Here is a 24,862-nt window from a genome sequence, read left to right on the forward strand (position 1 = left end):
ATGCGTTTCGCCAACATGGGCCCCGAACCTAGCGGACGGACCTGTGTGCTCCTCCGAACCGTTTTCGGTCCGCGATGTTTGAGGCCCCGGCATCACCGGGTAGGGAAAATGGCTTGTCCGTTTTCCGAGTCGCCTGGTGGGTTAAACTTCCTGCCTCGTGCGCATACTACCCAGCCTGAGCTGGGGAAACGTCGCCGGTGAACACGATCTCCCCATCCCGCCGTAACGCTTTCGAGGCCGTCACGGGATGATCTCAAACAGAGCACGAGGCGCTTGTCCAGAGAGAAAATATGTGATTCGCGTTACGTGACATTGATGTCAACCTGTGACCTGGATAAACCCACCCGTCCCACTCGCACCACCTGCGCGCGGACCCGCAATGTCCCAGGTCAAGCAAGCGGAACATGGCGCACTTGGACTGGGCAGCGCCTTGATATCAGATAATCTGATTCCATGAAGGTGATGACCGCCACCGAAGCCTCCCGGACCTTCGCCGCCGTCCTTGACCAGGCCGAACACGGGGAGACGATAGTGGTGACCCGTGGAGGGAAGCACATTGCCGTGATCGGCCCCGCGCCTGTCGCACCAGGGCGCATGGTCAAGGCGTTTCTGGCCAGAAGCGCGGGGACGCTCGACGATGATTTCGAAGCCGATGTAGCGGCGGCCCGTGAGGCGGTCGATCACGAGATGAGGGGCACATGGCCCGACGCCTGATCTTGGACACAGGTGTGCTCATCGCCGCAGAGCGCGGCAGGGCGTCCATAGGCTCAGTGATCGGCGATGCCGATGATGTCGCGATCGCGGCGATCACTGTGGCCGAACTGCTGGTCGGTGTGGAATTGGCCGATGCTGCGCGACGGTCCGACCGGCAGACCTTCGTGGACGACGTTCTGGCGTTGATTCCTGTCGAGGAATACACGACCAACGTCGCCAGAGTCCATGCACGTCTCATGGCGCATGCTCGACGAGAAGGCAAGCCACGTGGAGCGTACAATCTGCTGATCGCCGCGACAGGCGCGGCCACTGCGAGAACAGTGATCACGATGGACGCCTCGGCCACGTTCGATGATCTGCCGGGCGTCCGCGCTCAGGTGGTTCCCCGCTAAGAGCCGGCCGTCATCCCCGGCGAGGGCTTCACGTGCAGCGTCACCACCGCCGCGAGCAGGGGGATCGCGACGGTCAACAGGCCGATCGACGTCCACGGGGTCCCGAACGACACCCGCGGCGGCGCATCCCAGCCAGGCGAGACCGTGAAGGGCCAGGCCAGCAGCAGGCCGATCGCGCACCCTGCCAACGCACCCGTCACGGTGCCGCAGGCCGCGGCCAAGGCAGCCCGGCACGCGATGAGACCGCGTACGGCGAAGCCGGAGCCGCCGCCCACCCGCCGCAGCAGCAGGTGCGAGCGGTTCGACCGGATGGTGGCCACCAGCGCGCCCGCGAGGGCGATGAGCGCCATCGTCCCGGCGACGTACAACCAGCGGGACGAGGCCTGATACCCCTGTTCCAGGTACACCTCGGCGCTGTCGCCCAGCCGGTCCTGGAGCCGGTCGCGGTCGGCTTCCGAGACCCGATGCAGGGAAGGATCGACGATCAGAGCCTCCGTGTCGAGTTGCAGGCCCAGCTCCCGCACGACCTTCGCGGGAATGAAGACGGCCCCGACCTCGGTAGTCGCGGGTCCGGCGCTGATCGCGGGCACGGCTTTCACGGTCGTCTCAGCGGACGGCGCGGAGGCGTACGTGATCTCCACGCTGTCGCGCCGGCCGTCCTCCCCCGTGACCGCCACAGCCCTGCCCTCGTCGTAGGGCGACGACGGATCTCCGGTGAGGTAGCGGAGCAGCGATTCGTCGCCGATGTAGGCCCTCCGGGAGCCGGCGCTGCGGATGGTCGTCACGCTGAGGGCCGCCGGCTCGCGCGGGGCGAGACCCTGCGCGACCGGCGCGCCGGGTAACTCGCTCCGTACGGTCGCCAGCGCGGTCGTCGCGTGCTCCGGTGCGAACCTCACGACGAGCGCGCCCGAGCGGGCCTGCGGAGAGTAGTTCGCCCTGGCCTGGTGCCGTCCCGGCCGCCGCGAGGATCGCCACGGCGACGGTGACGGCCGTCGCGGTCATGGTCGCCGCCACCGCGGGAGCCGTACGCGCGCGATGGTCGGCAAGGTGGCGGGCCGCCAGCCGTAAGGGCGCCGGCAGCCGTACCCCAACCCGCCCGAGCACTCCCAGCAGCCACGGGACGAACGGCCCGAGCCCGAGAACGACCATCATCGCGCCCACGATGACTCCCAGCAGGGCCATCGCCGAGACGTCATGGCGCCCGTCCTCGCGCGTCGACCACGCCACGAGCGCCATGGCCAGGAGGCCGAAAATGACCAAGAACGCTCCCGAGGCCAGGTGAGCGAAACGCATCTCGCCGTACCTGCCGCGAGGAGCCGTGACCGCCGCGAGGATCGTCGAGCTGAACGTCAGCGCCACGGGTAAGCCCGCAAAGGCCACGTAAACCAGGAGAAATCCGATGTCCACCATGGAGGGACACTACGGGCAAGACGATCAGGTAGGGCGAACCACGATGGCTGGCCATGAGCGATATTCTCCGGTCATGGGACGTGACGAACGTGGTGTGACTCCTCAGCATGAGGACTTCTCGGCCTGGTACAACGAGCTGGTCGCCAAGGCGCAGCTCGTCGACAGGGGCCCGGCCAAGGGCACCATGGTCATCCGACCGTACGGCTACCGCCTGTGGGAGCTCATCCAGGACGAGCTCGACCGCCGGATCAAGGACACCGGGCACGAGAACGCCTATTTCCCTCTCCTGATCCCCGAGAGCTACCTCCAGCGCGAGGCTAATCACGTCGAGGGGTTCTCGCCCGAGCTCGCCGTCGTCACGCACGCCGGCGGCAAGGAGCTCGAGGAGCCGCTGATCGTCCGGCCCACCTCGGAGACGATCATCGGCGAGATGATGGCCAAGTGGGTCTCATCCCACCGTGACCTGCCGCTCCTGCTCAACCAGTGGGCCAACGTCGTGCGCTGGGAGCTGCGGCCGCGCATGTTCCTGCGCACGACGGAGTTCCTCTGGCAGGAGGGGCACACGGCGCACGCCGGCGAGGCCGACGCGATGCGCGAGACGATGCTGGCGCTCGATCTCTACACGGAGGTCGCGCGGGACGTCGCGGCGATCCCGGTGGTGCCGGGCGAGAAGACGGCCGGTGAGCGGTTCGCCGGCGCGGTCCGTACGTTCACCATCGAGGGCATGATGCGGGACGGCAAGGCGCTCCAGGCCGGCACCTCCCACTACATGGGCACCAACTTCGCCAAGGCCTTCGACATCCAGTACACCTCGGAAGCCGGGCAGCTGGAGCTGTGTCACACCACGTCATGGGGCATGTCGACGCGGATGATCGGCGGGGTCATCATGACCCACGGCGACGACAAGGGGCTGGTCCTGCCGCCCAGGCTGGCCCCCTACCAGGTGGTCATCGTGCCGATCGGACGCGGCGAGCAGGGCGTGCAGACCGCGGCCGCGGCGCGGGAGCTCGCGGGGCGGCTCAAGGCGGCCGGGTTGCGCGTCCACGTCGACGATCGTGCGCAGCTCTCGCCCGGTTTCCGGTTCAACGACTGGGAGCTGCGCGGAGCTCCCGTACGTCTTGAGCTCGGCCCTCGCGACCTCGAGTCCGGCACCGTGGTGATGGCCAGGCGGCTCGGCGACGAGGGCAAGCAGAGCATCCCGCTGTCGTCCGCGCCGGAGCTCCTTCCCGGCGTGCTCGAGGATTTCCAGGCCTTCCTGCTCCGGCGGGCCACCGAGTTCCGCGACGGTCACACCGTGACGGTGGACACCTGGGACTCCTTCACGGAGGCCGTCGCGGCGGGATGGGCGTTGGCGTTGCACTGCGGCAAGGCCGCGTGTGAGGCCGACATCAAGGCCAAGGTCGCGGCGACTCCGCGCTGCGTTCCGCTCGACGGCGCCCCCGAGACCGGGCGGTGCGTGCTCTGCGGCGATGCCTCCGCCTACGGCAAGCGGGTCATCTTCGGGCGGGCCTACTGATTCTCGCGGGCGTCGATCAGCTCGTCCATGTGCGTCTCCGCCCAGGCACGCGCCGCGTCCAGCAGCCCGAGATGGCGCGGCGCTCCGGGAACCGACAGCGCTGAAGGTGCGTGAGCAGTCGGGCGACGAAGGAGTTCTCCTGGCTGTTCCGAAAAACGCTCCCGCATGACGAAGCCCGTTGTCGGACTCTCATCGATCACGTTTTAATGACGAAGAGTTTAGGCGCCCGTCGACCCAGGGAGGGGAAGCGTGCGACCGACATTCTGGAGAGCGCGGTCAAGGCATCAGTGACGGGTGGGAGTCCAGATGTATGACGAACCGGCGCCGGCACCCTCACTCGCCGCGCGCGTCTGGAACCTCTTACGCCAGGTGGGGACACTTCTCCGCCGAAAACTCGTGGTGATCGTCGTTGTTGTCGCCGTACTGATATCCACTGTCGTCCTCGTGAATTACACCCAGGGGTGGTGGCCCTGGGGCGGTTGCGAAACGCAGAGCGAGGACGTCGTCTCCATCGACGGCGAATGCGTCGGGCTGATGGACCCGGCCGACGGGACGATGGTCCTGGGCGAGGAATACCGGTCGCTGCTCGAGGTCATCGCGGCGGAGAACCGCAAGGTCACCGAGGGCACCGACTACAGCACGATCGCGCTCATGGCCCCGATGGGGGCGGGCCCGCGCGGGCTGGTCGGAGATCGTGCTCTTCACCAGCTCGAAGGGGCGTTCATCGGCCAGTACCGAGCCAACCAGTCCGAGACGTTCCCCAAGATCCGGCTCGTGCTGGCCAACACCGGGCACGACGGCTCGAAGTGGCGTACGGCGGTGCAGGCGGTGCGGAGGAACGCCGCGACGGGCGCGACGGGCAGTCCCGGTCAGATCGTCGCGGTCACCGGAATGGGCCCGAGCCAGCAGGAAAGCATCGACGCCGCGAGGGCCCTGGCCAAAGATCCCGGAATTCCGATGGTGGCCGACTTCATCACCGCGGCCGGATTCAACACCACCGGCGAAATCGACGACAGCGGTCCCATTCCCGGTCTCACCCGCACCGCGGTCAGCACCTCTGCTCAGCTCGAAGCCATCGCGAAAGAGCTCAAGGACAAGAAGGTCAAGGGCAGCGCGGCGCTGATGTGGGCCGACGTGACCCCGCAGGGCACCAAGGACCTTTACGCCCTGTCGTTGAAGGACGCCTTTCTCGACCCGGAGCTCGGGCTGAAGCCGTACGTCGACGAGTCCGGGCTCAGTTTCCCGTTCGACCCGCGCGGCGGCCCCTCGCTCCTCCGGACCATCAGCGACACGATCTGCGGCACGAAGACCGACATGATCTTCTACGCCGGCCGCCAAACGTTCATGCCGACGTTCCTCAAGCTCCTGCGCAACCGGCCCTGCCGGTCCACGCCGATCACCGTGGTCACCGGCGACGACGCCCAGAACCAGGATCCGGACGACCCGTCGCTGCACGACCCGGAAGCGCCCATCAAGGTGATGTTCGTGCCGCTCGCCGACCCCAAGCGGCTCGACCACGAGGACAACGAGCACCGCCAGCTCTACCAGCAGTTCCGTGACGAGTTCGTGGCGCCCCACCATGGCGAGACGTTCTCCGCGGCGCATCTCGGCAGTGGGCTGGCGATCATGGCGTACGACGCGGTGACCGCCGCGGCCACGGCGGTGCAGAAGGCCGCCATCGGCGCCGACCCGTCCCAGCTCAGCCTGCCCTCCACGGCGGCGGTGCGCGGGCAGCTCTACCTGTTCACCGGCACCAACGTCATCCGCGGAGCCAGCGGCGCGTTCACCCTCGACTCCAAGACCGGGGAACGCGTGAACATCACCGCGCCCACGCCCGTGACTATCCCGTGACGGCGACGACGGCCATCAGCGCCACCGCCGCGACGAGGAGCAGCAGCAGCCACCAGCGCGCGGCGGGCATCCGGCCGAGCCGTACGCGCTCCAGCTCCCCCGCCTCGGTGAGGCGGAGCACCGCCGTGCCGATCGTGAACCGATCGCCCGGTCGCAGGGTCGCGTAGAGCACGGGGCTGCCGTCGATGTACGTCCCCAGGCCGCCGCTGTGGTCGTGCAGCCGGTAGCCGGCGCTCACCTTGCGGACGGTGGCGTGCGCCGGGGCGATCCCCTCCTCGTCGATCACGATGTCGGCCGCGGGCCCGCTGCCCAGCGTGGTGGTCTCCTTCAGCGTTCCGATGACGGCCGACAGGATCCTGGTGCGGGGCACCGTCGCCTGCGCGTTCTCCGACTGGTGCCCCACGAGGCGGCCGAGCAGCTCCATGGTGGTCGGCCGCCGCGCCGGATCCTTGGCGAGGCAGTCGGCGATCAGCGAACGCAGCGGCTCGGAGATCACCGCCACGTCGGGGGTCTCGTTGAGGACCCGGTTGATGATGACGGCCACGTTGCTGCCCGCGAACGGCATCCTGCCGGTGGCGGCGAAGTACATGGTGGCCGCCCAGGCGTGCACGTCGGCGGGGAAGCCCACTTCGGCGTCGGCCCCCACCACCTGCTCCGGCGCGAGATAGCCAGGGGTTCCCACAGGCGTGGTGATCACGGCGGTCGCCTCGAGGGCCCGGGCGACCCCGAAGTCCACGACACGCGGCCCGTCCGGCCCGATGATGACGTTGGCGGGTTTGAGGTCCCGGTGGACGACCCCCACGCCGTGGATCGCCGCCAGGGCGGTGGCCGTATAGGTCGCCAGCCGTTCGAGCGCGGGCCCCGACAGCGGCCCGTGGTTGTCGACGAGCTTCTGCAGGGACGGGCCTTCCACGTACTCGCTCACGATGTACGGCTGGTCACGGTCGATGGCGGCGTCGATGATCATCGCGGTGTAGGCCCTGGGCACCCGCGACGCGATGGACACCTCGTCCGCGAAGCGCCTGCGCGCCCTCGGGTCGGCCGCCCCCTGCGCGTGGATCACCTTGATCGCGACCCGCCCGGCCTCGCTCTGCCCGAGGTAGACCGTGCCCTGACCGCCGGCACCCAGGCGGCCGAGCACTTCGTAGGGCCCGATGTGCCGTGGCTCGCCGGTGTCCATTCACGCTCCCAACGTGACCGCTGCGACGACGGCGATCGCCGCCAGGACGACGAGCAGCACCACGACCGCCCCGCGCCGGTCTCGCGGGCCGCCCCCCACCGCGGACCTGCCCCGCCGCCACGCCTCGCGCAGGTTGGAGTCGGTTTCGACGTAGATGCGTTCAGGAGTGACGAGCCACTGCCACGACTCGCCGGCCGCCCGCCATCGCGCGGTGTCCACTGATTCCGGTGAACCGTCCAGACACTGCCGTATCAGGCGGCGGTGCCGCAAGGGCAGCACCCTGGCGAGCGCGGCCTCGTCGAGCGACCACGCCTCGGCGCTCTCCTGGAGGCACCGTACGACGGCCCAGGCGAACTTGTAGTAGTCGGACTCCTGGGTGAACGCGCCTTCACGGGGAAGTTTCCACTGCTCGGGATCGACCTCCGCCAGGGCGCCGCGGCCCCCGACCGGCAGGCAGGAGTCGCAGTCCAGCAGGTACACCGCGGGCGCGGGGTCGATGGTGAAGACGGCGTTGCGCAGTTGCAGATCGCCCACCAGGTAACCCTGCTCGTGCAGCCACTGCACCGTCGCGAGCAGCTGTCCGAGGACGGCCAGCTTGTAGGGCGGCTCGTAGTACCGAGTGCCGTAGTGGTCGCGAAGGGCGTTCACCCGCTCGGGCGACCGCGTGAGCTCATCGAGGTGCCGCGGCACCAGCCGGTCGCGCAGCTCGACGAACATCTGCCTGGGAGCGGGCCTGATCAGGATGCCGGTGATCCGGTCGTGCCGGACCGCCGCGACCGGCCACGCACAACGCTGGTCGAGCGTCGCGCGGTCGTGCCGGGGAAGTTCGCGCCGCCAGCGCACCATGGCCAGCAGGGCCTGCTCGTCCAGCCCCGCCAGCGTCTCCTCGTCGTACCGTTTGAACAGGAACCGGCCGGGGACGCCGCTGACCCCGCACGGCGCCAGGCTGCGCGCCTGACCTCCCGGGCGCAGGGAGTAGGCATCGGCGTCCGTCGGAGGTGTCAGATCCGCTTCGTCGACCACGTCTGGGGGATTCATCGTTCTGCCGCCGCACTCCTGTCACAGGACGGCCGTGTCGTGGCGGCCCGCCCACAACGCCAGAACGGTCCGGTCGTCGTCGTAGGTCGACAGATGGAAACCCACATCGCGGTAGAAGCTGCGCAGCGCGGGCGGCGAGCTCCACGATGTGACGAGCTGCCGGGCCAGCACGCTGCCGCCGCCGCCCATGGCCGTCCCGAACCCGTCGCTGCACAGGACGAGCACGTCGCCCGGCTGCCAGTCGATCTGCCGTTCGCGCAGCTCACCGAGGTCGTCCGGCAGGGCGGACGTGACGTTGTCCGGTCGCCGCCCGTCCGGAGGGAACAACTCGGTCCACATCCCGTCATGGAGCCACAACGCCGGCGAGTCCCCGATGGCCGCGCAGGCGGCGACCCCGCGCCCGCCGTCCGCGGGGACCACCGCGATCGTCAGCGTCGTGGCGGGCGGATCCGATGCCCTGCCGGCGAACCGGGCGGTGGCGCGCATGACCTCCCCGGCGATGGCCGCGAAGGCCGCGTGCCAGCCGGGGTCGGGGGTCAGGGCGAGGTTCGTGGCGGCGCGTACGGCCACCGCGGCGGCGTGTTCGGCGTGCAGCGTGCTGCCCAGCCCGTCGGCCACGGCCGCGATGACCCACCGTCCGTCCGCGCTCAGCCGTACCGCGTAGGCGTCCTGCAGGGGCTCGCCCCGATAGCGATGGCGCCGCCCGCGGATGCTCACGGCGCGGATGGTGGTCTGCGCGAGCATGCCGCCGTCGAGCGCGACGCCCGGGGCGCGCGAATCCGCGCCGCCCGCCAGCAGGACCGGCAGCGGCTGGGGAGGCGGGCCGAGCGGTGTCCTGCCGTCGACGGCCGCAGCGGTACGGTTCCTGCGCGCCAGCACGAACCGTCCCAGAAGTACGGCGCCGGCGCCGGCGACAGCGGACAGGATCCACAACGGCCAGCCCTCCTGTGCCGGGCTGGGCGTCACGGTCACCGTCACCGTCGGCTCCGGCGACGGGGCAGGCCGCGCTCCCACCGGACCGATGCCGATGACCAGGAGTAATCCCGCCAGCGCCGCTTTGATCATCTCAGCTGCCGCATCCCTGCGGGCCCGCGCAGAACGGCCGTGTTCCTGTTGACGGAGGCGCTGATGCTGTCGGACACGGCCTGCGCGATGCCGTGCAACACCGTGGCCGCCCCCGTCGCCACCTCGCCCGCGAAGGCCAGCACGTCCCCTCTCAGCGTGGTGGCGACCCGTCGCAGGGTGTCCTCCTGCACCGTCCCGAAGCCGAGGGCCACGATGTACGGGGCCGGGTCGAGGCTCGCCAGCCGATCGCGCGCGGGGCCCCAGATCTCGACGTCCTGATGGTTCGCGCCGACGTACGGCTCGCCGTCGGTGATGAAGAAGACCACGGGAGCCCGTACGTCGAAGTGTCTGGACAACTTCCTGTAGTCCTTCTCGATGATCTTCACCAGCCCGCGGAAGGCCGCCAGGTAGTCCGTCTGCATGCCGGGCCTCAGGGCCGGGACCCTGATCGCGTCGCACGGCCTGGTCAGCGGAAGCACCACCTCGACCTTGTCGGCGAAGGACACGACGGCGACGTGCGCGGCCTCGCTGACACCCGGGTCGCCCGCCTCCAGCTCGAAGAGCAACTCCCCCACGCAGTTCGACAACACCTCGAAGGGGGTGGGCCGTCCGTCCTCGCGGGCGGTGTGCATCGAATGCGACACGTCGCACACGATGTAGAAGGGAAAGGCGCGAGGGCGCCCGTTAGCCGATGCCATCGGATTTTCATCCTGATAGGGATTACCGGTCTTGGCAAGGTCGGCGTACGAAAGGATGCGGGCTACCGGACCTGCTTGCCCGGCGCGGAAATCCGTTCGACAGGCAAGCTTGCCGTGCACTGTGATGGTTCCGCTGCCCGCCGCGCGGAGCGGGCCGATCTCAGGAGTTGCTCTTGGCGACCTCGGGCACCGCCGACACCCGTCCCACGATCACTGAATCGCTGGCCAGGAGGCTGGTCGACACGCAGTTCCCGCAGTGGGCCGGGCTGCCGCTGAAGCTGCTCGACCCGGCCGGCTCCGACCACGTGATCTACCGGCTGGGCGAGCAGCTGTCCGTGCGGCTGCCCCGCCATGCCGGCGCCATCGGGCAGGCCGCCAAAGAACTCGAGTGGCTGCCCCGGCTCGCTCCCCACCTGCCCCTGGCCATCCCGGTGCCGGTGGGAGTGGGTGAGCCCGGCTTCGGCTACCCGTGGCGGTGGGCGGTGTCGCGCTGGCTGGAGGGCGAGGTGGCGACCGTCGAGGCGCTGGCCCACTCGTCCGCGGCGGCCGTCCAGCTGGCGGAGTTCCTGGTCGCCCTCCAGCAGTACGCGCCTGATGGCGTACAGACCCTGGAGGCCCGCGACGACCTCACCGGACAGTCGTTGGAGAGCCGCGATCAGGCGACGCGGGCCGCCATCGCCCGGGTCGGCGACGTGTTCGACGCCACCGCCATGACCGTCCTGTGGGAGGAAGCTCTGAACGCCCCCGCATGGGATGGCCCGCCGGTCTGGTTCCACGGCGACTTCCACACCGGCAACCTGCTGACCCTCGACGGCCGCCTCAACGCCGTCATCGACTTCGGCGGGCTCGGCATCGGCGATCCGGCCTGCGACCTCACCATCGCCTACACCCTGATGTCGGCCGGCAGCCGGGCCGCCTTCCGCGCCGCGCTCGGTGTGGACGACGCCACCTGGACCCGAGGCCGCGGCTGGGCCCTCACCACCGGCCTGAACGCCTACACCTCCTACGCCGCCGTCAACCCGAGGATCGCCGCGCAGACCACCCGCCAGATCACCGAGGCCCTCATCGGCTGAGGGCCGCGTCTGGGGAGAGAAGGGCGCGGACCCGGCCGGGGGTGTGACCCAGCTCGTCGCGCATGACCCTGGTCAGGTGGGCCTGGTCGCTGAAGCCGAGGCCGGCGGCGAGCGCCGCGAGGTCCGTCTCGCCCTGGTCCAGGCGGGTCAGCGCGCGGCTCACCCGCACGCGGTTGCGGTAACGGCTCAACGGCATGCCCACGTGATGGCGGAAGGTGTGGCTCAAATGGGACGGGGAGGTCCGCAGCCGCCGGGCCAGGGCTATCAGGCTGGCGCAGCCCGGCTCGTCGGCGACGATCGCCTCCCGCGCGCGGTCCGCCAGCTCCCGCCGCCCGGGCGGGGACACGTGCTGGGGCTGCTCGCGGAGGGCCGGCAGCAGGAGGTCCAGCAGAGCCTCGACGGCGGCGAAGCCCGGGTCGGCGCCAGGACGCAGCAGCAGGCGGTGGGCAAGTTCGAGCCGCGCGTCAACCCGGACCGCGGGAGAACGCACGGCATCGAGCCCGGCCGTCAGCACCTCACCGGTGAACGTGATCGACGTGCACACGTCACCGCCCGCGGGGTGGGCGAAACGGATCTCCTGCCCCGGACGGTGCAGATAGCCGGTGGTGGGCTCGACCGTCAGCTGCCGGCCCTGGGACTCGAGGCGGAACCGGCCCCGCCGCACCAGCACGACCTGGGCGGCGGATGACGTCTCGGGAGCCGACCAGCCGGCGTGGTCGTCCGCGCACTCCACCGCGCTGATCACGAAGTGTGGGCTCTCGATCAGCCTTCTCGCCGTACGCACCGGACAACCCTACGCAGCACCACCGACAGTGTCGTCCGCATATTTCTTCAAGACCGGGCGGCGCGAACGGCCGATGCTGCGTACATGTTCACTGTTGTTCCTCCGCCGGTGACGGCTGCCCGCCGGCGCCGGATGCTGGCCGTGCTGCTCACCGGGCAGGCCATGGCGTCCATGGACGGGTCGATCGTGTCCGTGGGCGCGGTGACCATCCGCGAGGGCCTGCACGCCAGTGGCGCCGAGATCCAGCTGATCGTGTCGGGCTACCTGCTGGTCACCGGCGTGCTCCTGGTCACGTGCGCGCGGATCGGCGACGTCATCGGGCACAGGCGTGCGTTCCTGCTGGGGCTCGGCTGGTTCACCGGGGCGTCGCTGCTGTGCGGGCTGGCCCCTGACGCGACCGTGCTGGTGCTCGCCCGCATCGCCCAGGCCATGGGGGCGGCACTGCTCACGCCGCAGATCTTCTCGCTCATCCACATGCACTGGGAGGGAACGGCACGCCGCCGGGCGATCGGCGTCTACAGCATGGTGCTCGCCCTGGGAGTCGCGCTGGGGCAGGTCATCGGAGGGCTGGTCGCCGGCGCCGACCTGTTCGGCCTCTCCTGGCGGCCCATCTTCCTGATCAACATCCCGATCGGCGTGATCCTGTTGGTGGCCGGCCCGCGCGTCCTGCCGAACTCCCCCACGGACCAGCCGGTACGCCTCGACCTGGCCGGGGTGGCTCTCCTGACCGTCGCCATGACGGCGCTCACCGTCCCGCTCATCTTCGGCCAGGACCACGGCTGGCCCACGTGGGCGTGGATCTCCCTGGTGTGCGGCGCCGCGCTTCTGGTGGCGTTCGTCCGCCACGAAGCCGGAGCGCGGCACCCGCTGCTGGACCTCGCGGCACTGCGGCCGGGAGGAACCAAGCCAGGACTGGCGGCCTGCTGGATCATCATGGGGTGCTACACCGTCTTCCTGCTCACCCTGACCCTGCACCTCCAGTCCGCGCTCGGCTACTCCCCGCTGGAGGCGGGACTGGCGTTCGTCCCGTACGCCCTCGGCTTCGGCACGCTCAGCCTGAGCTGGAGCCGCTACCCGCAGTGGCTGCAGAACGCGCTGCCGATCGCGGGACCGATCATGTTCGCGGCAGGGTCGGCCCTGGTGGTGCTCCTCTACCGTGACCAGTGGAGCCCGATCGGCTCCATACCGCTGCTGCTCCTTGCCGGGGCCGGCCACGCCGCCGGATACAGTCCGCTGATCGCGCAGATCACCTCCCTGGTCGAGGCCCGGTTCGCGTCGGCGATCTCGGCACTGAACGCCAGCGGCCCGCTGCTCGCCGGGGTGACCGCCGTCGCCGGGCTCGGAAGCGTCTACTTCGCGGCGCCCTCCTCCGCCGACGGCCTCCTGCGGGTGGTCACCGCCGGCCTCGTCCTCGCCGCGATCGGTACGGCCTGCGCCATCCGGGTCGCCCTGCTGGCTCGGCGTACCGCATGACCTTCTGCAACCGCGGCGGCATTCACCCGGTCCCGGGCCGGACGTGCGCTCTGCCTGCCACGGGGTGGTCGCGGCGCACCCCACGAGGCGCCGTGCCGGCGGGCATGGAACCGTTGGGCGCCGCGCGGACCGTGTCCCCGGCCGGCGGCAGCAGGTGTGACGCCGTGACCCGGTGCAGGTGGATCAGGTTGTCGTACGCCTGCCGCAGCGCGAGCACGTCGTCCTCCTGCGGGTACGCCCCACCGATGTTGCGAACCGGACGCTCCCTGTCCAGCCAGCCGCGGGCCGGCTGCCCGATGGTGCGCATGTCGAAGTAGAAGTCGCGGTAGCGCACCCGGTCGAGCAGGGTCTCGCTGTTGACCCGCGGCGGCGGGCCGACGGTGAACTCCTGCAGCGGTCCCTGCAGGCCCGACTCCGCCGACCAGGCGTTGAACGAGCCCTGGTAGAAGGTCAGCCCGAAGTTCGTGTAGCGGTCGCGGAGCATGTCACGCAGCCGGGCGCCCTGCCGGTAGATGTCGTGCTGGCCGGCGAAGCCGACATAGCCGATGTGGGCGTTGTGCGCGGACAGCACGGACTTGCTGTGCATGTTCCGGTACCACCAGGCGGTGTTCTCGGCCATGCCCCGTTCCCGGGAGTTGGCGATGGCCTGGGGGTCGTCGGAGGCGGACAACCTGGCGATCCGGACGACGACCGCCGCCTGCTGCTCCGCCCAGGCGGCGGCCCGGTCGTGCGGTCCGCGCCGTAGGGTCCGCAGCAGTGCCAGGGCCTGCTCGGCCTGGCGGAGCAGCCTCTGGCGCACGGCCAACGGCTGCGCGTCGTAGCGGTCCTGCCACTCCTTCACGTCCCCGACGGGGATCAGCCCCCGGTACAGCGCCCGGAACCGGGGCAGCAGGCCGGGCCGGCGCTCCCGGACGTAGGGGAAGATCTCCTGGAAGATCCGCCTGTGGGAGTAGACGACGTCGTCGCCCACGTACTGCAGCTTGTCGGGGTGGGTGCTGTTGTAGGCGCGCATCCACTGCAGGAGGTCGTAGTACTCCTCGTTGTTCCAGAGCGCGTACTCGTTGACGAACTCCTCCCGCATGATCTGCCGCAGGTTGCCGGTGCCGCGCACGACGTAGTCGTTGAGCCGCAGCCCGCTGCCCCAGCCCACCTCCTGGATGAAGCTGGAGAAGCCCTTGTTCTCCACCAGGAAGCGGAAGATGCGGTGCTTGTTGGTGAAGAACTCGTGCGAGCCGTGCGTGGCCTCGCCCACCCCGACCACTCCGGCGTCCCCGACGATCCGGCCGAGCGGCCGCAGATCGCGCAGGTCGCTCCTGGGGTCCCTGGACCGCAGCGGGTACGCGCTCCGATCGAGCACGCGGACCACCGCCGCCTCCTGCGACGGGGCGGCCTGCGCCGGCACGGGTGCCACGAGAAGCGCGCCGCCGGTCAGGAGCGCGGCGAAAAAGGCCAGCGATGTACGGCCTCCGGCATGAAGGAATGGCATGTATCGATCTCTCGTCGCGGTTGGGCTGGATTTGTCCACGCGGCCGATCCGGCAATATTGCCGCACAATGCTGTCCGGGTGCTCCGTGGACTGAACTCCTTCTTCCCGCTCGCCGTGCCGGATCAGTGTCGTGGGAGGTAAAGATTCTGGCGTCGTAACCGACGCCGGGCGAGATGTTCGGATCGAGGGCATGGCTCCATGCTTGCGTGATATGCGGAAAGAATGGAGGAATGTCCGCCGCCATGCTCACCACCTCGTGAGACGCGCGGACACCTCCGGAAGCCACCGGGCTCGTGGAGGGCGCAGACCCTCAGGGCGCGCCGTCGCAGGAAGTGACCCAGGTGGCGCGTCGCGAAGAATACTTTCATACGTGCCCATATCCGACACTTCACACAAATCATCGTATTTCGCGAAAACCCATTGAACGGCAGCCTTGTCACCTTTATCGGATCATTCTTTGCCTTCCTCTTAGGCTGCCTGAGATTGCAATTCCGATGATGGCGGGAACGTAGGAGTCGATCACTATATATGCGGGCGCACGGCCGCCCATTTCCGTGCACGGATCGCGGACAACCAAACTCTCGGCCGTCAGTTCCGTCAGCAGTCAGACCTACCGGAAGCCGAAAAGGAATGGGCTGTCCGCGCCGTCGGCCGGTGCGTCGCCGACTCGCTGGTGATCACTTCTCATTCGTTCGCCATCCAGGATCGACAGGACAGTTATGCGGTACAACCGACGGGGCGCCATGCTGGCCGCCGCGATATGCACGATGTTCGGCGCCATGAGCGGCGTGGCCGCGCACGCCGAGAGCGCCGAGAGCGCCGTCCAGTCCGAGACCCGGCTCACCTGGCAGCCGGAACTCCGCCCGACGCCGGCCCCCGGCAAGGAGAAGCCCGGCCGGCAGCCCACTGTCCCCCCGGCCGGCCAGCGGGTCTGCGGACCCCCTTACATCACCGGCGACCCCGACCTCGGGCCGACCAACCTGCCGAGGACCGGCCATCTGGGCGCGATCCTGCGCGGCTACGTGCCGCTGGGCAATCTCTCCCCGCAACATTTCCTCTCGCGTTACTGGGACTACGCCGCGAACAACTACCGCTTCCCGCCTGACGCCGGCTTCGGCCGCTCCGGCAACTATCCGAACGGCCGGCTGCTGCGCAAGACGACCTTCCTGCAGGCCGGCATGAAGCTCGACCGGTTCGGCGGATATACGGGCGCGTTCCTGTCGCCGATGGGCGACCTGTTCATCAGGCGAGGGCTGCCGCCGCGGAACCTGAACACCAACCCCGAAGACCTCCTGCACCTGTGCAACTATCACGCGTTCCGGGTGCTCAAGTCGTTCCGCGTCGAGGTGGGCCCGGCCGCCCCCGCGTTCCAGATGCCGGGCGGCGGCACGCAGTACCACGTGATCAGCAGATACATCCCCGGACTCCCGCAGACGGACGACGAGGTCCCGGTGAGCTGGCTGCTGCAGAACGGATACCTGGAAGAGATCACACCGGTCACGTCCGCCGATCTCGTGGCCGCCGGCGAGTGAACCGTCCTGCTCGCCAACGGAAGCCCGTTACGAGGTGGAGACGCCTTCGTTCTGGTCAACCGGCAGACGGGGACTGGTTCGTCACCGCCTGTCCGAGTGACGCAGCAGGACGGCCTTGGCCAGGTCGGCGGGTGTTCCCGTACTGGTGTCCACCGTCATGTCATAGGCGACGCCATGGTCGTGGACCGTCCCGAAGTGCCCGCGCGCCAGACCAGGTGGATTGCGGCGCCCTACTTCTCGTTGCTCGGCGATCGCCAGCGGACACATCACGCCCACGAGCAGGACATCGAGACCTGCCAGCGCCTTCATCCACATGGGCAGCAGGTCCGGGGCCAGCAACATCTCGTCGATGACGACGTCGTCGCCGCCGCGGGCGAAGGAGGCCGCGGCGGCGCAGGCCGAACGGATCATCCGGCGGCCGACGGGGCCGTAACGGATGACCACCTGGGGGTGGCCGTCCTCGTCCTGAGTGGTGCGGTCGTACCAGAAGCCGGACCTGCTGAGCGGGCCGTCGCGCCCGCCGCCCCAGTTCGGGGGAACGAGGCTGAACAGGGTGTCGATTCCCCAGTAGACGAAGGGGATGTCGCTCTCGTCCTGGATGGCCCGGGCCAGAGTGGTCTTGCCCGCGCTCGACGTCCCGTTGAGGAGGATGACACGACCTTGGGATCCGGTGCATGGCACGCCGGCCACTGTAGTCGCGACCAAGAGCGTATGCCGCTCTGCCCCCGTATCGTCGACATGGCCCTCACCGCCGGTCACGAACAGGCCCGCGGCATTTGGGCGTTGCAATATCGTCGAGAATCGGCGGTCGGCGCGGAACGGCGACGGCAGGGGTGAGGGCGGCACGCGCCTTCTTGGCGAAGTTTTGGGGCCGGTCCGCCAAGGGCCGCCATAGGCTGGAGAAGATCCGCAGATCACGCCTCCGAGGAGGAAGCCATGGCGACGTTCATGGACGTGCATCACGGCATGAAGGGCATCACCAACGAGCAGTTCCAGCAGGCGCACACCGCCGACCTCGCGATACAGAAGGAGGAGGGGGTGACCTTCCAGCACGCGTGGGCCGACCCTGAGGAGGGCGTGGTCTACTGCCTGTCGGAGGCGCCGGACGCGGATGCCGTCCAGCGCATCCACCAGCGGGCGGGGCACCCGGCCGACGAGATCCACAAGGTGCCGCTGACCGCCTGACCGGCGAGCGAGCGCGTCAGACGAGCCCGACGTGATAGGCCTGTGCCGATTCCGCCGGATGATCAGATGATGGCGCTCGCCAAGTTTCAGCCGGCCTTGCCGGCCAGCAGGAACACCCTCGGGAAACCGCGCCTCGCATCCTGATCGCCGGGAAACACCAGCCGGGCCGTCTCGACGATGCCCCGGTCACGGAGCATGCCGGAGATCATGTCGGTGGACCATCGGTAGGCCAGCGCAACGACGTGATCGTACGACTCGGCCACCTGCGACGGCTCGTCAGTCGCCGAGAAGGACAGCAGCACATGACCGCCGGGTGCGAGCACGCGGCTGAACTCGTCGAACACCTCGGGCACCCGCTCGGGCGGGGTGTGGATGATCGAGTAGTGGCTGAAGACGCCCCCGACGCTGCCGTCCGCGAGCTCCAGAGCGAACATGGAGCCGACCTCGAACGGGATGCCGGGATGCTCCTGGCGAGCCTGTGCGATCATCTGCGGCGACAGGTCGATCCCGAACGCGTGGACCCCACGCGCGTGGAGGTAGGCCGTGTAGTGTCCCGGCCCACACCCGAGATCGGCGATGGACTCGGTGCCCGTCGCCTTCACCAGGTCGGCGAAGGTGTCGATGAGGGCCCGGTCCAGCGGCTGACCCGCGAGAGGGTCACGGAAGATCTCGCTGTACTCGGCCGCCCTCGCGTCGTAGGCGCTGCGGGTCGTTTCGAGGAAGCCGGCTTCGGTCATAGCCGATCAAATTACCCGACCCCGGGCGGGGGTTCAGCCGATGTACGGCAGGCCGGTTCCGGTCAGGCACTCCCCTGAGCCGCGCTCGGCCGGCTCGGGGTCTCGGTCTCGGCGGTGACGCGGAGCAGGTCGAGTTTGCTCGCGTCCTCGCTGTGCGGGCGGGCGGTGTAGACGATGATCCGCAGATCGGAGTCCAGGGTCGCCAGCACATCGCAGTCGAGGGTGACCAGGCCGACCGCCGGACTGTGGATCGTCTTGCGTTGGCCGTCCGGGGCGTGATCGCGAAGTCGTCCCACTGCTCCGCGAACGCCGGGCTGGTTTCGCGCAGTTCGGCCACCCGCACACCACCGCCCTGGAGCGCGTGGAGCGCCTGTGGCACGAGAGCGCCCGACTCGTCGGCCTCGCCGCCGACGCGGGCCAGGCGCGTGAACGCACCAAGGACCCCGGGGATGCCCCGGCGACGACACCAGGCACAATCACCGAATGTTCAACTTCGGAATCCCCGGATACAGGCCGGAACGGTTAAGCGGACGCACGGCGATCACGGCCACTCATGGGGCGAGACTGGGCCGCCTCGTCGGCCGGTGACTGACCCGAGCACTGATCGTGTGGGACCTCGACGAGGACATGTGGTTCGCCGACTGCCCGGTCCTCCTGGAGCGCACTGGTGGGGCAGCCTTGTTCGGCGGTAGAGCTGCTGATGTGGAGGAACAGGGATTTCGTGGAGGGGACCATCGTGTCCTTCTGATCCGAAAGTTTGATCTTGGTCGACGACCCTTTCACCAGGGGGCTCAGAGGCATGTAGCGACAAGTTCCTCATAAGGAGGCAGGATGAGAGCAATGGGCCGGCGCGGGGACGACTGGCAGGCCAGGTCGCGGCGGCTGTACCCACTGTCCGCGCACGCGGTGCTGACGCGGCCCGTCGGGGGTGCGTGGCCGGGCGGGAACCCGTTCATGTGGGAGTTCGTCTACTGGCGTGCGCTCGCACGTGACGGGTTGGCCGCTCGGCTGCTCGGTCTCGTGGTGCCGATCGTGTGCGGCGCTCTCAGCGCGGCCTGCCGGTTCGTGTACGACGACCTCGATCTAGTTGTGCTCGCCGTCCTGCTGGTGGCCGGGCCTGGCATCTTGCTCGCGCCCTCGTACCTCGCGAGTTTTCTGCTGCGGCGCCCGTACTGGCAGCCAGGTGTGGTGAGTCTGATGCTGCTGGGCTTCGCGGTGGGCTTTCCCCTGATGTTCCTCGCCCAGGCGCTCATCGACGACCTGCCGCACAACTCAGCCGCGGCGCTGCTGCTCGACTGGGCCACGGTGCAAGGGCTGTCCATCGCGCTCGGCCCGGTCGCCGCGGCCGTGCTCTGGCTGCCCGTAGGCGTGGTCCTCTTCCGGCGGTCGCGCCGCAAGAGGTGACGCAGCAGAACTTCCCGCAGCCTGCCCGGCCGGTGGACGCGGATATGCGGTGCGCGACAACTCCTCCGGGCGTCTAAAGGGGTGAGCAGGCAGAACACAGGTGAGGGGTCAGCTCCAGACCTGGCGTTCCTGGGCGCGGGGGTCGTCGATCTGGGTCCACTCCGCGTCGATGCGCATGGTCGCCCTGCGCTCGGTGTCGTACGGGTCCCAGCCGGGATTGCCGGTCCTGGCGAACCGGATCCAGGTCTCGTGTACGCGGGTGGCGAGGTCCGCCGGGGCCTGGCCGGGGCCGAGCAGGGCATTGGGGCCGTTCAGCTCGGGCCGGTCCGCGAGGTCGAAGACGAAGGGCAACTCGACCGCGTGGGTGGCGCCGAGCTCTCCGTCCAGGGCCTGGGAGCGCCAGGCGAACTCGTAGGCGTAGGTGCCGGCCCCGGGATGGGCGGCGTGTGCGCCGGCCAGCGCGCGGCTGCCCGCGCCGAACAGGGCATCGGCCATAATGGCGGAGCGCAGTTCCGCGTGGGACGCCTCGGGGCGCGACCTGCGGTAGGCCTCGATGAGGCGCTCCGGATCCGGGTGCGAGCGCGCCGCCGCCTCATGGACGTCGGCGGCGGTCGAGGTGGCGTACTTGCCCACCGGGACCAGATAGAGGTTCCCCTCTTCGGTGTTGGTGCCGACGAGCAGGTCGACGCCGGCGCCCAGGCCGGCGGCGGCGGATTCGGCCGGCTGCGTGTCGAGGACGACGCTGAAGGGGCTGAGGCCGATCAGCGGGTCTGCGTGGGTTTCGGTCCGGAGGTCGATGCCCGCGAGCCGGGAGGCGGCCTCGACCAGGTGTTCGTCGGAGACGCCGGCGAAGGCGCCGACATGGGGCTCGACGCCCAGGGCCTCGGCCGCCGCCTTGGTGACGCGGGCGGCCTGTTCGGTGGTGAACGCGCCCAGGCCGCTGCCGCTCTGCACGATCGCCCGGCCGAACAGGCCGGCGGTCTCGGGGGTGGCGAGGACGCCGCCGACGATGGTCGCCCCGGCCGACTGGCCGAAGAGGGTGACGTTGCCCGGGTCACCGCCGAAGGCGGCGATGTTCTCCCGCACCCAGCGCAGCGCGGCGACCACGTCGAGCAGGCCGCGGTTGGCGGGCGCTCCGGGGATGTCGAGGAACCCGGCGATGCCGAGCCGGTAGTTGAGGGTGACCAGGACGACGCCGTCGCGGGCGAACGCGGAGCCGTCGTACATCGGCGACCGCGTCGAGCCGGCGACGAACCCGCCGCCGTGGACGAACACCATGACCGGCAGCGCGTCACCGCCGGCGGCGGGCGTGAAGACGTTGACAGTGAGGTAGTCCTGCCCGCGGCTCCAACCGGCGCCGAAGTAGGGGGACATGTCCACACTGCCGAGCTTGCGTTCGGACTGCGGCGCGTTGGGCCCCGGCGCCGTGGCGTCCCGCACGCCGTCCCACGGCTCGTGCGGCTGCGGCGGCGCGAAGCGGCCGGCGCCGCGGGGCGGGGCGGCGTAGGGGATGTTCAGGAAGGTGAGGGCGGCGCCCTGGCGCAGGCCGCGGACGGCTCCTTGCGCGGTGGTGACGACGAGGCCGGGGTGGTGGTTCATGGTGGTGCCTTTCCTCCGGGGCTCAGACCTGCTCGGTGTACGGGGCGAAGGGCGCCCAGCCCTTGATGGCGAACCTGTCTCCCTCGCGGACGACTTCAGCGGCGCCGTGGCCGCCCAGGTGCGCGGGAATGACCAGGGCGTTGTTGTCGACCGCCCAGCCCAGGAGCTTGCGGCGGGTGGCGCGGGCTCCGGCGGGGTCCTCGCAGAAGCAGCTGTTGGAATCGGGCTCGTGGATCTGGACCGGGCTGTGCAGCAGGTCGCCGACGAAGACGGCCCGGTCCGATCCGGACTCCAGCGTCAGCACCGACGAGCCCGGCGTGTGGCCCGGGGCGAGGTCGAGGCGCAGGTTGCCGTCGATACGGTGGTTGTCCTCCCAGAGCCGGGTCTGGCCGGCCTCGTGCACGGGGGCGACGCTGTCCTCGAAGACGTTCTGGTTGCCGCGGCCCAGCCGGGGCTTGTGCTCGTTGGCGGGGTTCCAGAAGTCGAAGTCCGCCTTGGGCATGACGTAGGTGGCGTTGGGGAACGTCGGCACCCAGGTCCGGCCGTTGAGATGGGTGTTCCAGCCGACGTGGTCGATGTGCAGGTGTGTGTTGATCACGATGTCGACGTCCTCGGGGCGGACTCCGGCGCGGGCGAGGTTGTCCAGGAAGTCGGTGTTCAGCCGGTTCCACACAGGCGCGTACGGGCGGTCCTTGTGGTTGCCGACGCCGGTGTCGACCAGGATGGTCCTGCCCTCGCTGCGCAGTACCCAGGTCTGGATGGCCGAGTTGACGATCCGGGTTTCCGGGTTCAGGAAGTCCGGCACCAGCCAGGAACTGTGGGCCTGCCAAGCCTCCGCCGGGCTCTCCGGGAAGAACACCTCGGGCGTCATGTCAACAGGACCGAAGTACTCCCGGACACGGGTCAGCGTGACGTCGCCCAGGGTGATGGTGTCCATGATCGTCTCCAGTTCGATCGGTTCCGTGCTCGAGGCCGCGGGCGCGGCCGGAAACGGGGGGCCGCTTCCCTGCGGGGGCAGTCCGCCTGACTGCGGCCGCGGCGTCTACGGCCTCGGGTGGTACGCCGCCGCGGTCAGGTGCGGGGCATCAGGCCGTGGTCTTCGCCGGCGGGAACAGGGCCGCCCGGTACGCGTCCGTTCCGTGGACGACCCTGCTCACCCATGGTGCGTCGGCCGGGGCGTGTTGCGGTATGAGTCACGTGACTGCATCTGGACACCACGGTCCTCGTGCTGGTCCACAGGAATCGGCCGGGTAGGTGCGGGCCGGCGGGCGCTGGTGCGCGGCAGCCGGCACGGGCGGGTCCAAGGCTCGGGCGAGCGCCGCCAACGTCATGTCGAGATGGTCGATGTGGAGCAGCAGGCGCTGCTGCGGCGACGGTCCCCCGCGACGCATACGGCGTTCGCCGGAGAGCAGGGACAGTGCTCTGGTGACCTTGGGGCGTGCCGAGCGGGAGGCGCCCGGCCGACGGTTCGCGAGGCGGATCAGGTGCGTCACCCTCTCCTGCGCGTGGCCGGCCGCCGCAGTGACCCGGGCGGCGTACTCGGCGTCGTCTCCCTGCGGGAGGCGCCCGGCCACGGCGGCCAGACTCCGTGCGTGGTAGGCACCGGCTTCCAGCACCTCCAGCAGGTGGCGGGCGCGGTCACGACGCCCGCGCCGGGGGTTGAACGGGTGGACGAGCGGCAGGCAGGCTTTGCGGAAGGACTCCAGTGCCTGGTCGAGGTCATGGGCCGCGCGTATCAGGCTCGTCGTGGTGCCGGTGTCCAGGCTCCGCGTCGTCGCGTACAGCAGGCGTCTGAGGACCAGCAGGAAGCGGAGCAGCTCCTCGTCGCCGGCCCGGCGGACCGTGATGGGAGCTACTACCACGGCGGCGAGGACGCCGCAGAAGACTCCCAGTGCGGTCTCCTGGACGCGCAGGACGAGCACGTCCGTCGAGAACGTGTCCAGCAGCGCGAGCAGCATGCTCAGCATGCCGGTGATGAAGAACGTCACCGCCCAGTAGGCGTCCGCCGGGGTGTAGAACATCCCGAACATGCATGCCAGCAGCAGCCCCAGGAGCAGCGGTTCGTACGGTCCGGCCAGGGTGGCCAGGCCGTAACCGAACACCGCGCCGAGAACGGTGCCCGCCAGCCGGCGCACGCTTTGCAGCAGGACTTCGCCGGTGCTCTCGGTGTTGATGAACACGACCCACGTGGTCAGGACGGCCCAGTACCAGTGGTCCGGGGACACCAGGTGACCGCCGAGGATGGACAGCGCGGAGGCGGCGGTCACCTGGAGGGCCTGCCGGGTCGTTCTCCGTCCGCGGTGTTCGGAGCCCGCTTCGCGGTATCGCCTGACGTTGAACGCCCGTGTCCGCGGTGTGACGGGGTCGTGCGGAGCCGCCCCGGTTGCCGCCGGGGCGCTGGCACGCGGACCGAGAAGGCGCATGGCCGCGGCCAGTTCATCGATCCCTTGGAGACAGTCCTGCAACGAGGCGGACGCGGCCGACGGGATCGCCGGGCCGTCTTCAGGTTCCCGCTCTCGATGCCCGAGAGCGGTGGGCGTGCCTGGGGTGAGCTGGTTGCGGAGAACGGCGATCCGTGCCGCGAGCCGTTGCCGTGCGGCCGGCTCGGCGAGATCTCCGGCGGCCGTCGGTGTACGGGCCGCGCGGACCGTGAGTACGGCGAGCCGCTGGGCAGCCACCTCCACGCGTGAGATGTGCTGCAGGATCTGGCCGTCGGCGGCCTCGTCGACGGCGCGCTCACCGAGAAAGTCCCCGATCAGGAGCACGGCCGCGTGGAGTCTGTCCAGACGGCGCTCCAACGACAGGCTCAGTGCGCCGGCGTCCTGCCCGGCGGTGAGCATGGCGGTCGTGTCCCGCAGGACGTCGCGCAGCCGTCCGTTGAAGGTGCGCTGCAGCCGGGCCAGGACGCGGGACGACGTCATGTATCCCGGGCAGTGGCAAACGGCCACGACGGCACCGAACGCGACGAGCACAGCCGCACCCAGCTGCGGCAGCTGGACCGCTCGTGCCCCGGTGAACTGCGCCAGGAAGAAGGCCATGAAGCCGAAGACGCCCGCTCCCTGCCCGATGGCGCCGTACCGGCGGGCGTGGACCGCGACGTAGATCAGCAGGAGGAACACGATCCCCGCAGTGACCGGGTACGGCCTCAGCACGGCTCCGGCGGCCAGGGCCGCGAGGAACAGCGGAGCCCCGACTCCCAGCGTGATGAGCTGGTTGCGCGGGTGCAGGTCGCTGACAGCCAGCGAGGTCGCCATCGCGGTGAACCCGCCGACCAGCAACGACGTGGTGGACTGCCCCAGGGCCGCCAGGACGGTCAGGGACGCGGCGGCGCCGAGGACGGCGCGCATCGCGGAGGCCAGACGCATCAGCCCCGGGTCGACGACGGCCAAGCGCTCCCACACGCCCGCTGCGATTCCGGCGAAACTGCGCCGGCTCAGGGAACGTGAAGGATTTACGCTGTCCATTTCCGCACTCCGAGGGAACTGCTCGTCACGTCCTGCGTCGCCGGAATCGCAGCGGGCGTGTGACAGGCCGCTTTCCGGATACCCACCATCGTGCGCACTGCAAGCGCCGACCGGTATCAGTCACCCGACTGAAAGGGCCGCCGTAATCCCGTCGGCCAGGCCAGGGGCTGTGGGGCAGGAGGGACGAGACGGGCGCGGTGCCGAACAGACATCGGACCGCCGGAATATCCCGGGCGGCTCAAGCGTTGTTGAACATACATT

The 24,862-nt window shown here is 69.7% G+C and carries 23 protein-coding genes; 9 read left to right on the top strand and 14 right to left on the bottom strand.

Annotation, left to right across the window (positions count from 1 at the left end; genetic code table 11):
* Positions 1 to 453: 453 nt before the first annotated feature.
* Together ABGA98_RS08745 and ABGA98_RS08750 are read left to right on the top strand one after the other, a co-directional pair.
* Positions 454 to 714, top strand: a complete 261-nt coding sequence (locus ABGA98_RS08745) for a type II toxin-antitoxin system prevent-host-death family antitoxin (RefSeq protein WP_347617633.1) — start codon at positions 454 to 456, stop codon at positions 712 to 714.
* On the top strand, positions 699 to 1,106 hold the full coding sequence (locus ABGA98_RS08750; protein WP_347617634.1) for a PIN domain-containing protein: 408 nt from the start codon (positions 699 to 701) through the stop codon (positions 1,104 to 1,106). The genes ABGA98_RS08745 and ABGA98_RS08750 overlap by 16 nt, the downstream gene beginning before the upstream one ends.
* On the opposite strand, the gene ABGA98_RS08755 is transcribed toward ABGA98_RS08750, so the two are convergent.
* The gene (locus ABGA98_RS08755; protein ID WP_347617635.1) at positions 1,103 to 2,002 is read right to left on the bottom strand and encodes a hypothetical protein; all 900 of its coding nucleotides are present in this window, start codon (positions 2,000 to 2,002) and stop codon (positions 1,103 to 1,105) included. The genes ABGA98_RS08750 and ABGA98_RS08755 overlap by 4 nt on opposite strands.
* 587 nt (positions 2,003 to 2,589) lie before the next feature.
* On the opposite strand from ABGA98_RS08755, the gene proS reads away from it, so the two are divergent.
* A complete protein-coding gene (gene proS / locus ABGA98_RS08760) occupies positions 2,590 to 4,032 on the top strand; it encodes a proline--tRNA ligase (protein WP_347617636.1) in 1,443 nt (480 codons plus the stop codon).
* On the opposite strand, the gene ABGA98_RS08765 is transcribed toward proS, so the two are convergent.
* The gene (locus ABGA98_RS08765; RefSeq protein ID WP_347617637.1) at positions 4,026 to 4,232 is read right to left on the bottom strand and encodes a hypothetical protein; all 207 of its coding nucleotides are present in this window, start codon (positions 4,230 to 4,232) and stop codon (positions 4,026 to 4,028) included. The two genes, proS and ABGA98_RS08765, sit on opposite strands and share 7 nt — an antisense overlap.
* 244 nt (positions 4,233 to 4,476) lie before the next feature.
* On the opposite strand from ABGA98_RS08765, the gene ABGA98_RS08770 reads away from it, so the two are divergent.
* Positions 4,477 to 5,883 (top strand): hypothetical protein, encoded by a 1,407-nt coding sequence (locus tag ABGA98_RS08770; RefSeq protein ID WP_347617638.1) that lies wholly within the window; start codon positions 4,477 to 4,479, stop codon positions 5,881 to 5,883.
* Here ABGA98_RS08770 and ABGA98_RS08775 read toward each other — a convergent pair.
* The 4 genes from ABGA98_RS08775 to ABGA98_RS08790 are packed head-to-tail and all read right to left on the bottom strand — an operon-like array spanning position 5,873 to position 9,864.
* Positions 5,873 to 7,063: an FHA domain-containing serine/threonine-protein kinase gene (locus ABGA98_RS08775; protein WP_347617639.1), complete on the bottom strand. Its 1,191-nt coding sequence runs from the start codon at positions 7,061 to 7,063 to the stop codon at positions 5,873 to 5,875. The two genes, ABGA98_RS08770 and ABGA98_RS08775, sit on opposite strands and share 11 nt — an antisense overlap.
* Complete coding sequence (locus ABGA98_RS08780) at positions 7,064 to 8,101, bottom strand: hypothetical protein (RefSeq protein ID WP_347617640.1); 1,038 nt, start codon at positions 8,099 to 8,101, stop codon at positions 7,064 to 7,066.
* Positions 8,102 to 8,122: 21 nt separating this feature from the next.
* The gene (locus ABGA98_RS08785; protein ID WP_347617641.1) at positions 8,123 to 9,166 is read right to left on the bottom strand and encodes a protein phosphatase 2C domain-containing protein; all 1,044 of its coding nucleotides are present in this window, start codon (positions 9,164 to 9,166) and stop codon (positions 8,123 to 8,125) included.
* The gene (locus tag ABGA98_RS08790; RefSeq protein WP_347617642.1) at positions 9,163 to 9,864 is read right to left on the bottom strand and encodes a VWA domain-containing protein; all 702 of its coding nucleotides are present in this window, start codon (positions 9,862 to 9,864) and stop codon (positions 9,163 to 9,165) included. The genes ABGA98_RS08785 and ABGA98_RS08790 overlap by 4 nt, the downstream gene beginning before the upstream one ends.
* Positions 9,865 to 10,037: 173 nt before the next feature.
* Between ABGA98_RS08790 and ABGA98_RS08795 the strand changes: the two genes are divergently transcribed.
* Complete coding sequence (locus ABGA98_RS08795) at positions 10,038 to 10,937, top strand: aminoglycoside phosphotransferase family protein (RefSeq protein WP_347617643.1); 900 nt, start codon at positions 10,038 to 10,040, stop codon at positions 10,935 to 10,937.
* Here ABGA98_RS08795 and ABGA98_RS08800 read toward each other — a convergent pair.
* The gene (locus ABGA98_RS08800) at positions 10,927 to 11,721 is read right to left on the bottom strand and encodes an AraC family transcriptional regulator (RefSeq protein ID WP_347617644.1); all 795 of its coding nucleotides are present in this window, start codon (positions 11,719 to 11,721) and stop codon (positions 10,927 to 10,929) included. The genes ABGA98_RS08795 and ABGA98_RS08800 overlap by 11 nt on opposite strands.
* 84 nt (positions 11,722 to 11,805) lie before the next feature.
* Between ABGA98_RS08800 and ABGA98_RS08805 the strand changes: the two genes are divergently transcribed.
* Positions 11,806 to 13,194, top strand: coding sequence for an MFS transporter (locus ABGA98_RS08805; RefSeq protein WP_347617645.1), 1,389 nt, complete (start codon positions 11,806 to 11,808; stop codon positions 13,192 to 13,194).
* A 22-nt stretch (positions 13,195 to 13,216) separates the two neighbouring features.
* Here ABGA98_RS08805 and ABGA98_RS08810 read toward each other — a convergent pair whose 3' ends face one another.
* The gene (locus ABGA98_RS08810; protein WP_347617647.1) at positions 13,217 to 14,680 is read right to left on the bottom strand and encodes an erythromycin esterase family protein; all 1,464 of its coding nucleotides are present in this window, start codon (positions 14,678 to 14,680) and stop codon (positions 13,217 to 13,219) included.
* A gap of 719 nt (positions 14,681 to 15,399) precedes the next feature.
* Here ABGA98_RS08810 and ABGA98_RS08815 point away from each other — a divergent pair.
* Positions 15,400 to 16,212: a TNT domain-containing protein gene (locus tag ABGA98_RS08815; protein WP_347617648.1), complete on the top strand. Its 813-nt coding sequence runs from the start codon at positions 15,400 to 15,402 to the stop codon at positions 16,210 to 16,212.
* Between the two features lie 81 nt (positions 16,213 to 16,293).
* Here ABGA98_RS08815 and ABGA98_RS08820 read toward each other — a convergent pair whose 3' ends face one another.
* Positions 16,294 to 16,893 (bottom strand): hypothetical protein, encoded by a 600-nt coding sequence (locus ABGA98_RS08820; RefSeq protein WP_347617649.1) that lies wholly within the window; start codon positions 16,891 to 16,893, stop codon positions 16,294 to 16,296.
* A 255-nt stretch (positions 16,894 to 17,148) separates the two neighbouring features.
* Between ABGA98_RS08820 and ABGA98_RS08825 the strand changes: the two genes are divergently transcribed.
* Positions 17,149 to 17,397 carry an SCO4226 family nickel-binding protein gene (locus tag ABGA98_RS08825; protein WP_347617650.1) on the top strand — a complete coding sequence of 83 codons (249 nt, stop codon included), beginning with the start codon at positions 17,149 to 17,151 and terminating at the stop codon, positions 17,395 to 17,397.
* 86 nt (positions 17,398 to 17,483) lie between these two features.
* Here the strand turns inward: ABGA98_RS08825 and ABGA98_RS08830 are convergent, their stop codons facing one another.
* Together ABGA98_RS08830 and ABGA98_RS08835 are read right to left on the bottom strand one after the other, a co-directional pair.
* Positions 17,484 to 18,134, bottom strand: coding sequence for a class I SAM-dependent methyltransferase (locus tag ABGA98_RS08830; RefSeq protein ID WP_347617651.1), 651 nt, complete (start codon positions 18,132 to 18,134; stop codon positions 17,484 to 17,486).
* Between the two features lie 62 nt (positions 18,135 to 18,196).
* A complete protein-coding gene (locus ABGA98_RS08835; protein ID WP_347617729.1) occupies positions 18,197 to 18,601 on the bottom strand; it encodes a hypothetical protein in 405 nt (134 codons plus the stop codon).
* Between the two features lie 364 nt (positions 18,602 to 18,965).
* Here ABGA98_RS08835 and ABGA98_RS08840 point away from each other — a divergent pair, with 364 nt between their 5' ends.
* On the top strand, positions 18,966 to 19,538 hold the full coding sequence (locus ABGA98_RS08840) for a hypothetical protein (protein WP_347617652.1): 573 nt from the start codon (positions 18,966 to 18,968) through the stop codon (positions 19,536 to 19,538).
* Positions 19,539 to 19,646: 108 nt separating this feature from the next.
* On the opposite strand, the gene ABGA98_RS08845 is transcribed toward ABGA98_RS08840, so the two are convergent.
* From ABGA98_RS08845 to ABGA98_RS08855, 3 genes are all read right to left on the bottom strand, one after another.
* Positions 19,647 to 21,137 (bottom strand): carboxylesterase family protein, encoded by a 1,491-nt coding sequence (locus ABGA98_RS08845; protein ID WP_347617653.1) that lies wholly within the window; start codon positions 21,135 to 21,137, stop codon positions 19,647 to 19,649.
* Positions 21,138 to 21,159: 22 nt separating this feature from the next.
* Positions 21,160 to 22,074: an MBL fold metallo-hydrolase gene (locus ABGA98_RS08850; RefSeq protein WP_347617654.1), complete on the bottom strand. Its 915-nt coding sequence runs from the start codon at positions 22,072 to 22,074 to the stop codon at positions 21,160 to 21,162.
* A gap of 256 nt (positions 22,075 to 22,330) precedes the next feature.
* On the bottom strand, positions 22,331 to 24,538 hold the full coding sequence (locus ABGA98_RS08855; protein WP_347617655.1) for an FUSC family protein: 2,208 nt from the start codon (positions 24,536 to 24,538) through the stop codon (positions 22,331 to 22,333).
* Positions 24,539 to 24,862: the final 324 nt, after the last annotated feature.

The sequence above is a fragment of the Nonomuraea sp. B1E8 genome (genome assembly GCF_039871515.1).
Lineage (GTDB): Bacteria > Actinomycetota > Actinomycetes > Streptosporangiales > Streptosporangiaceae > Nonomuraea.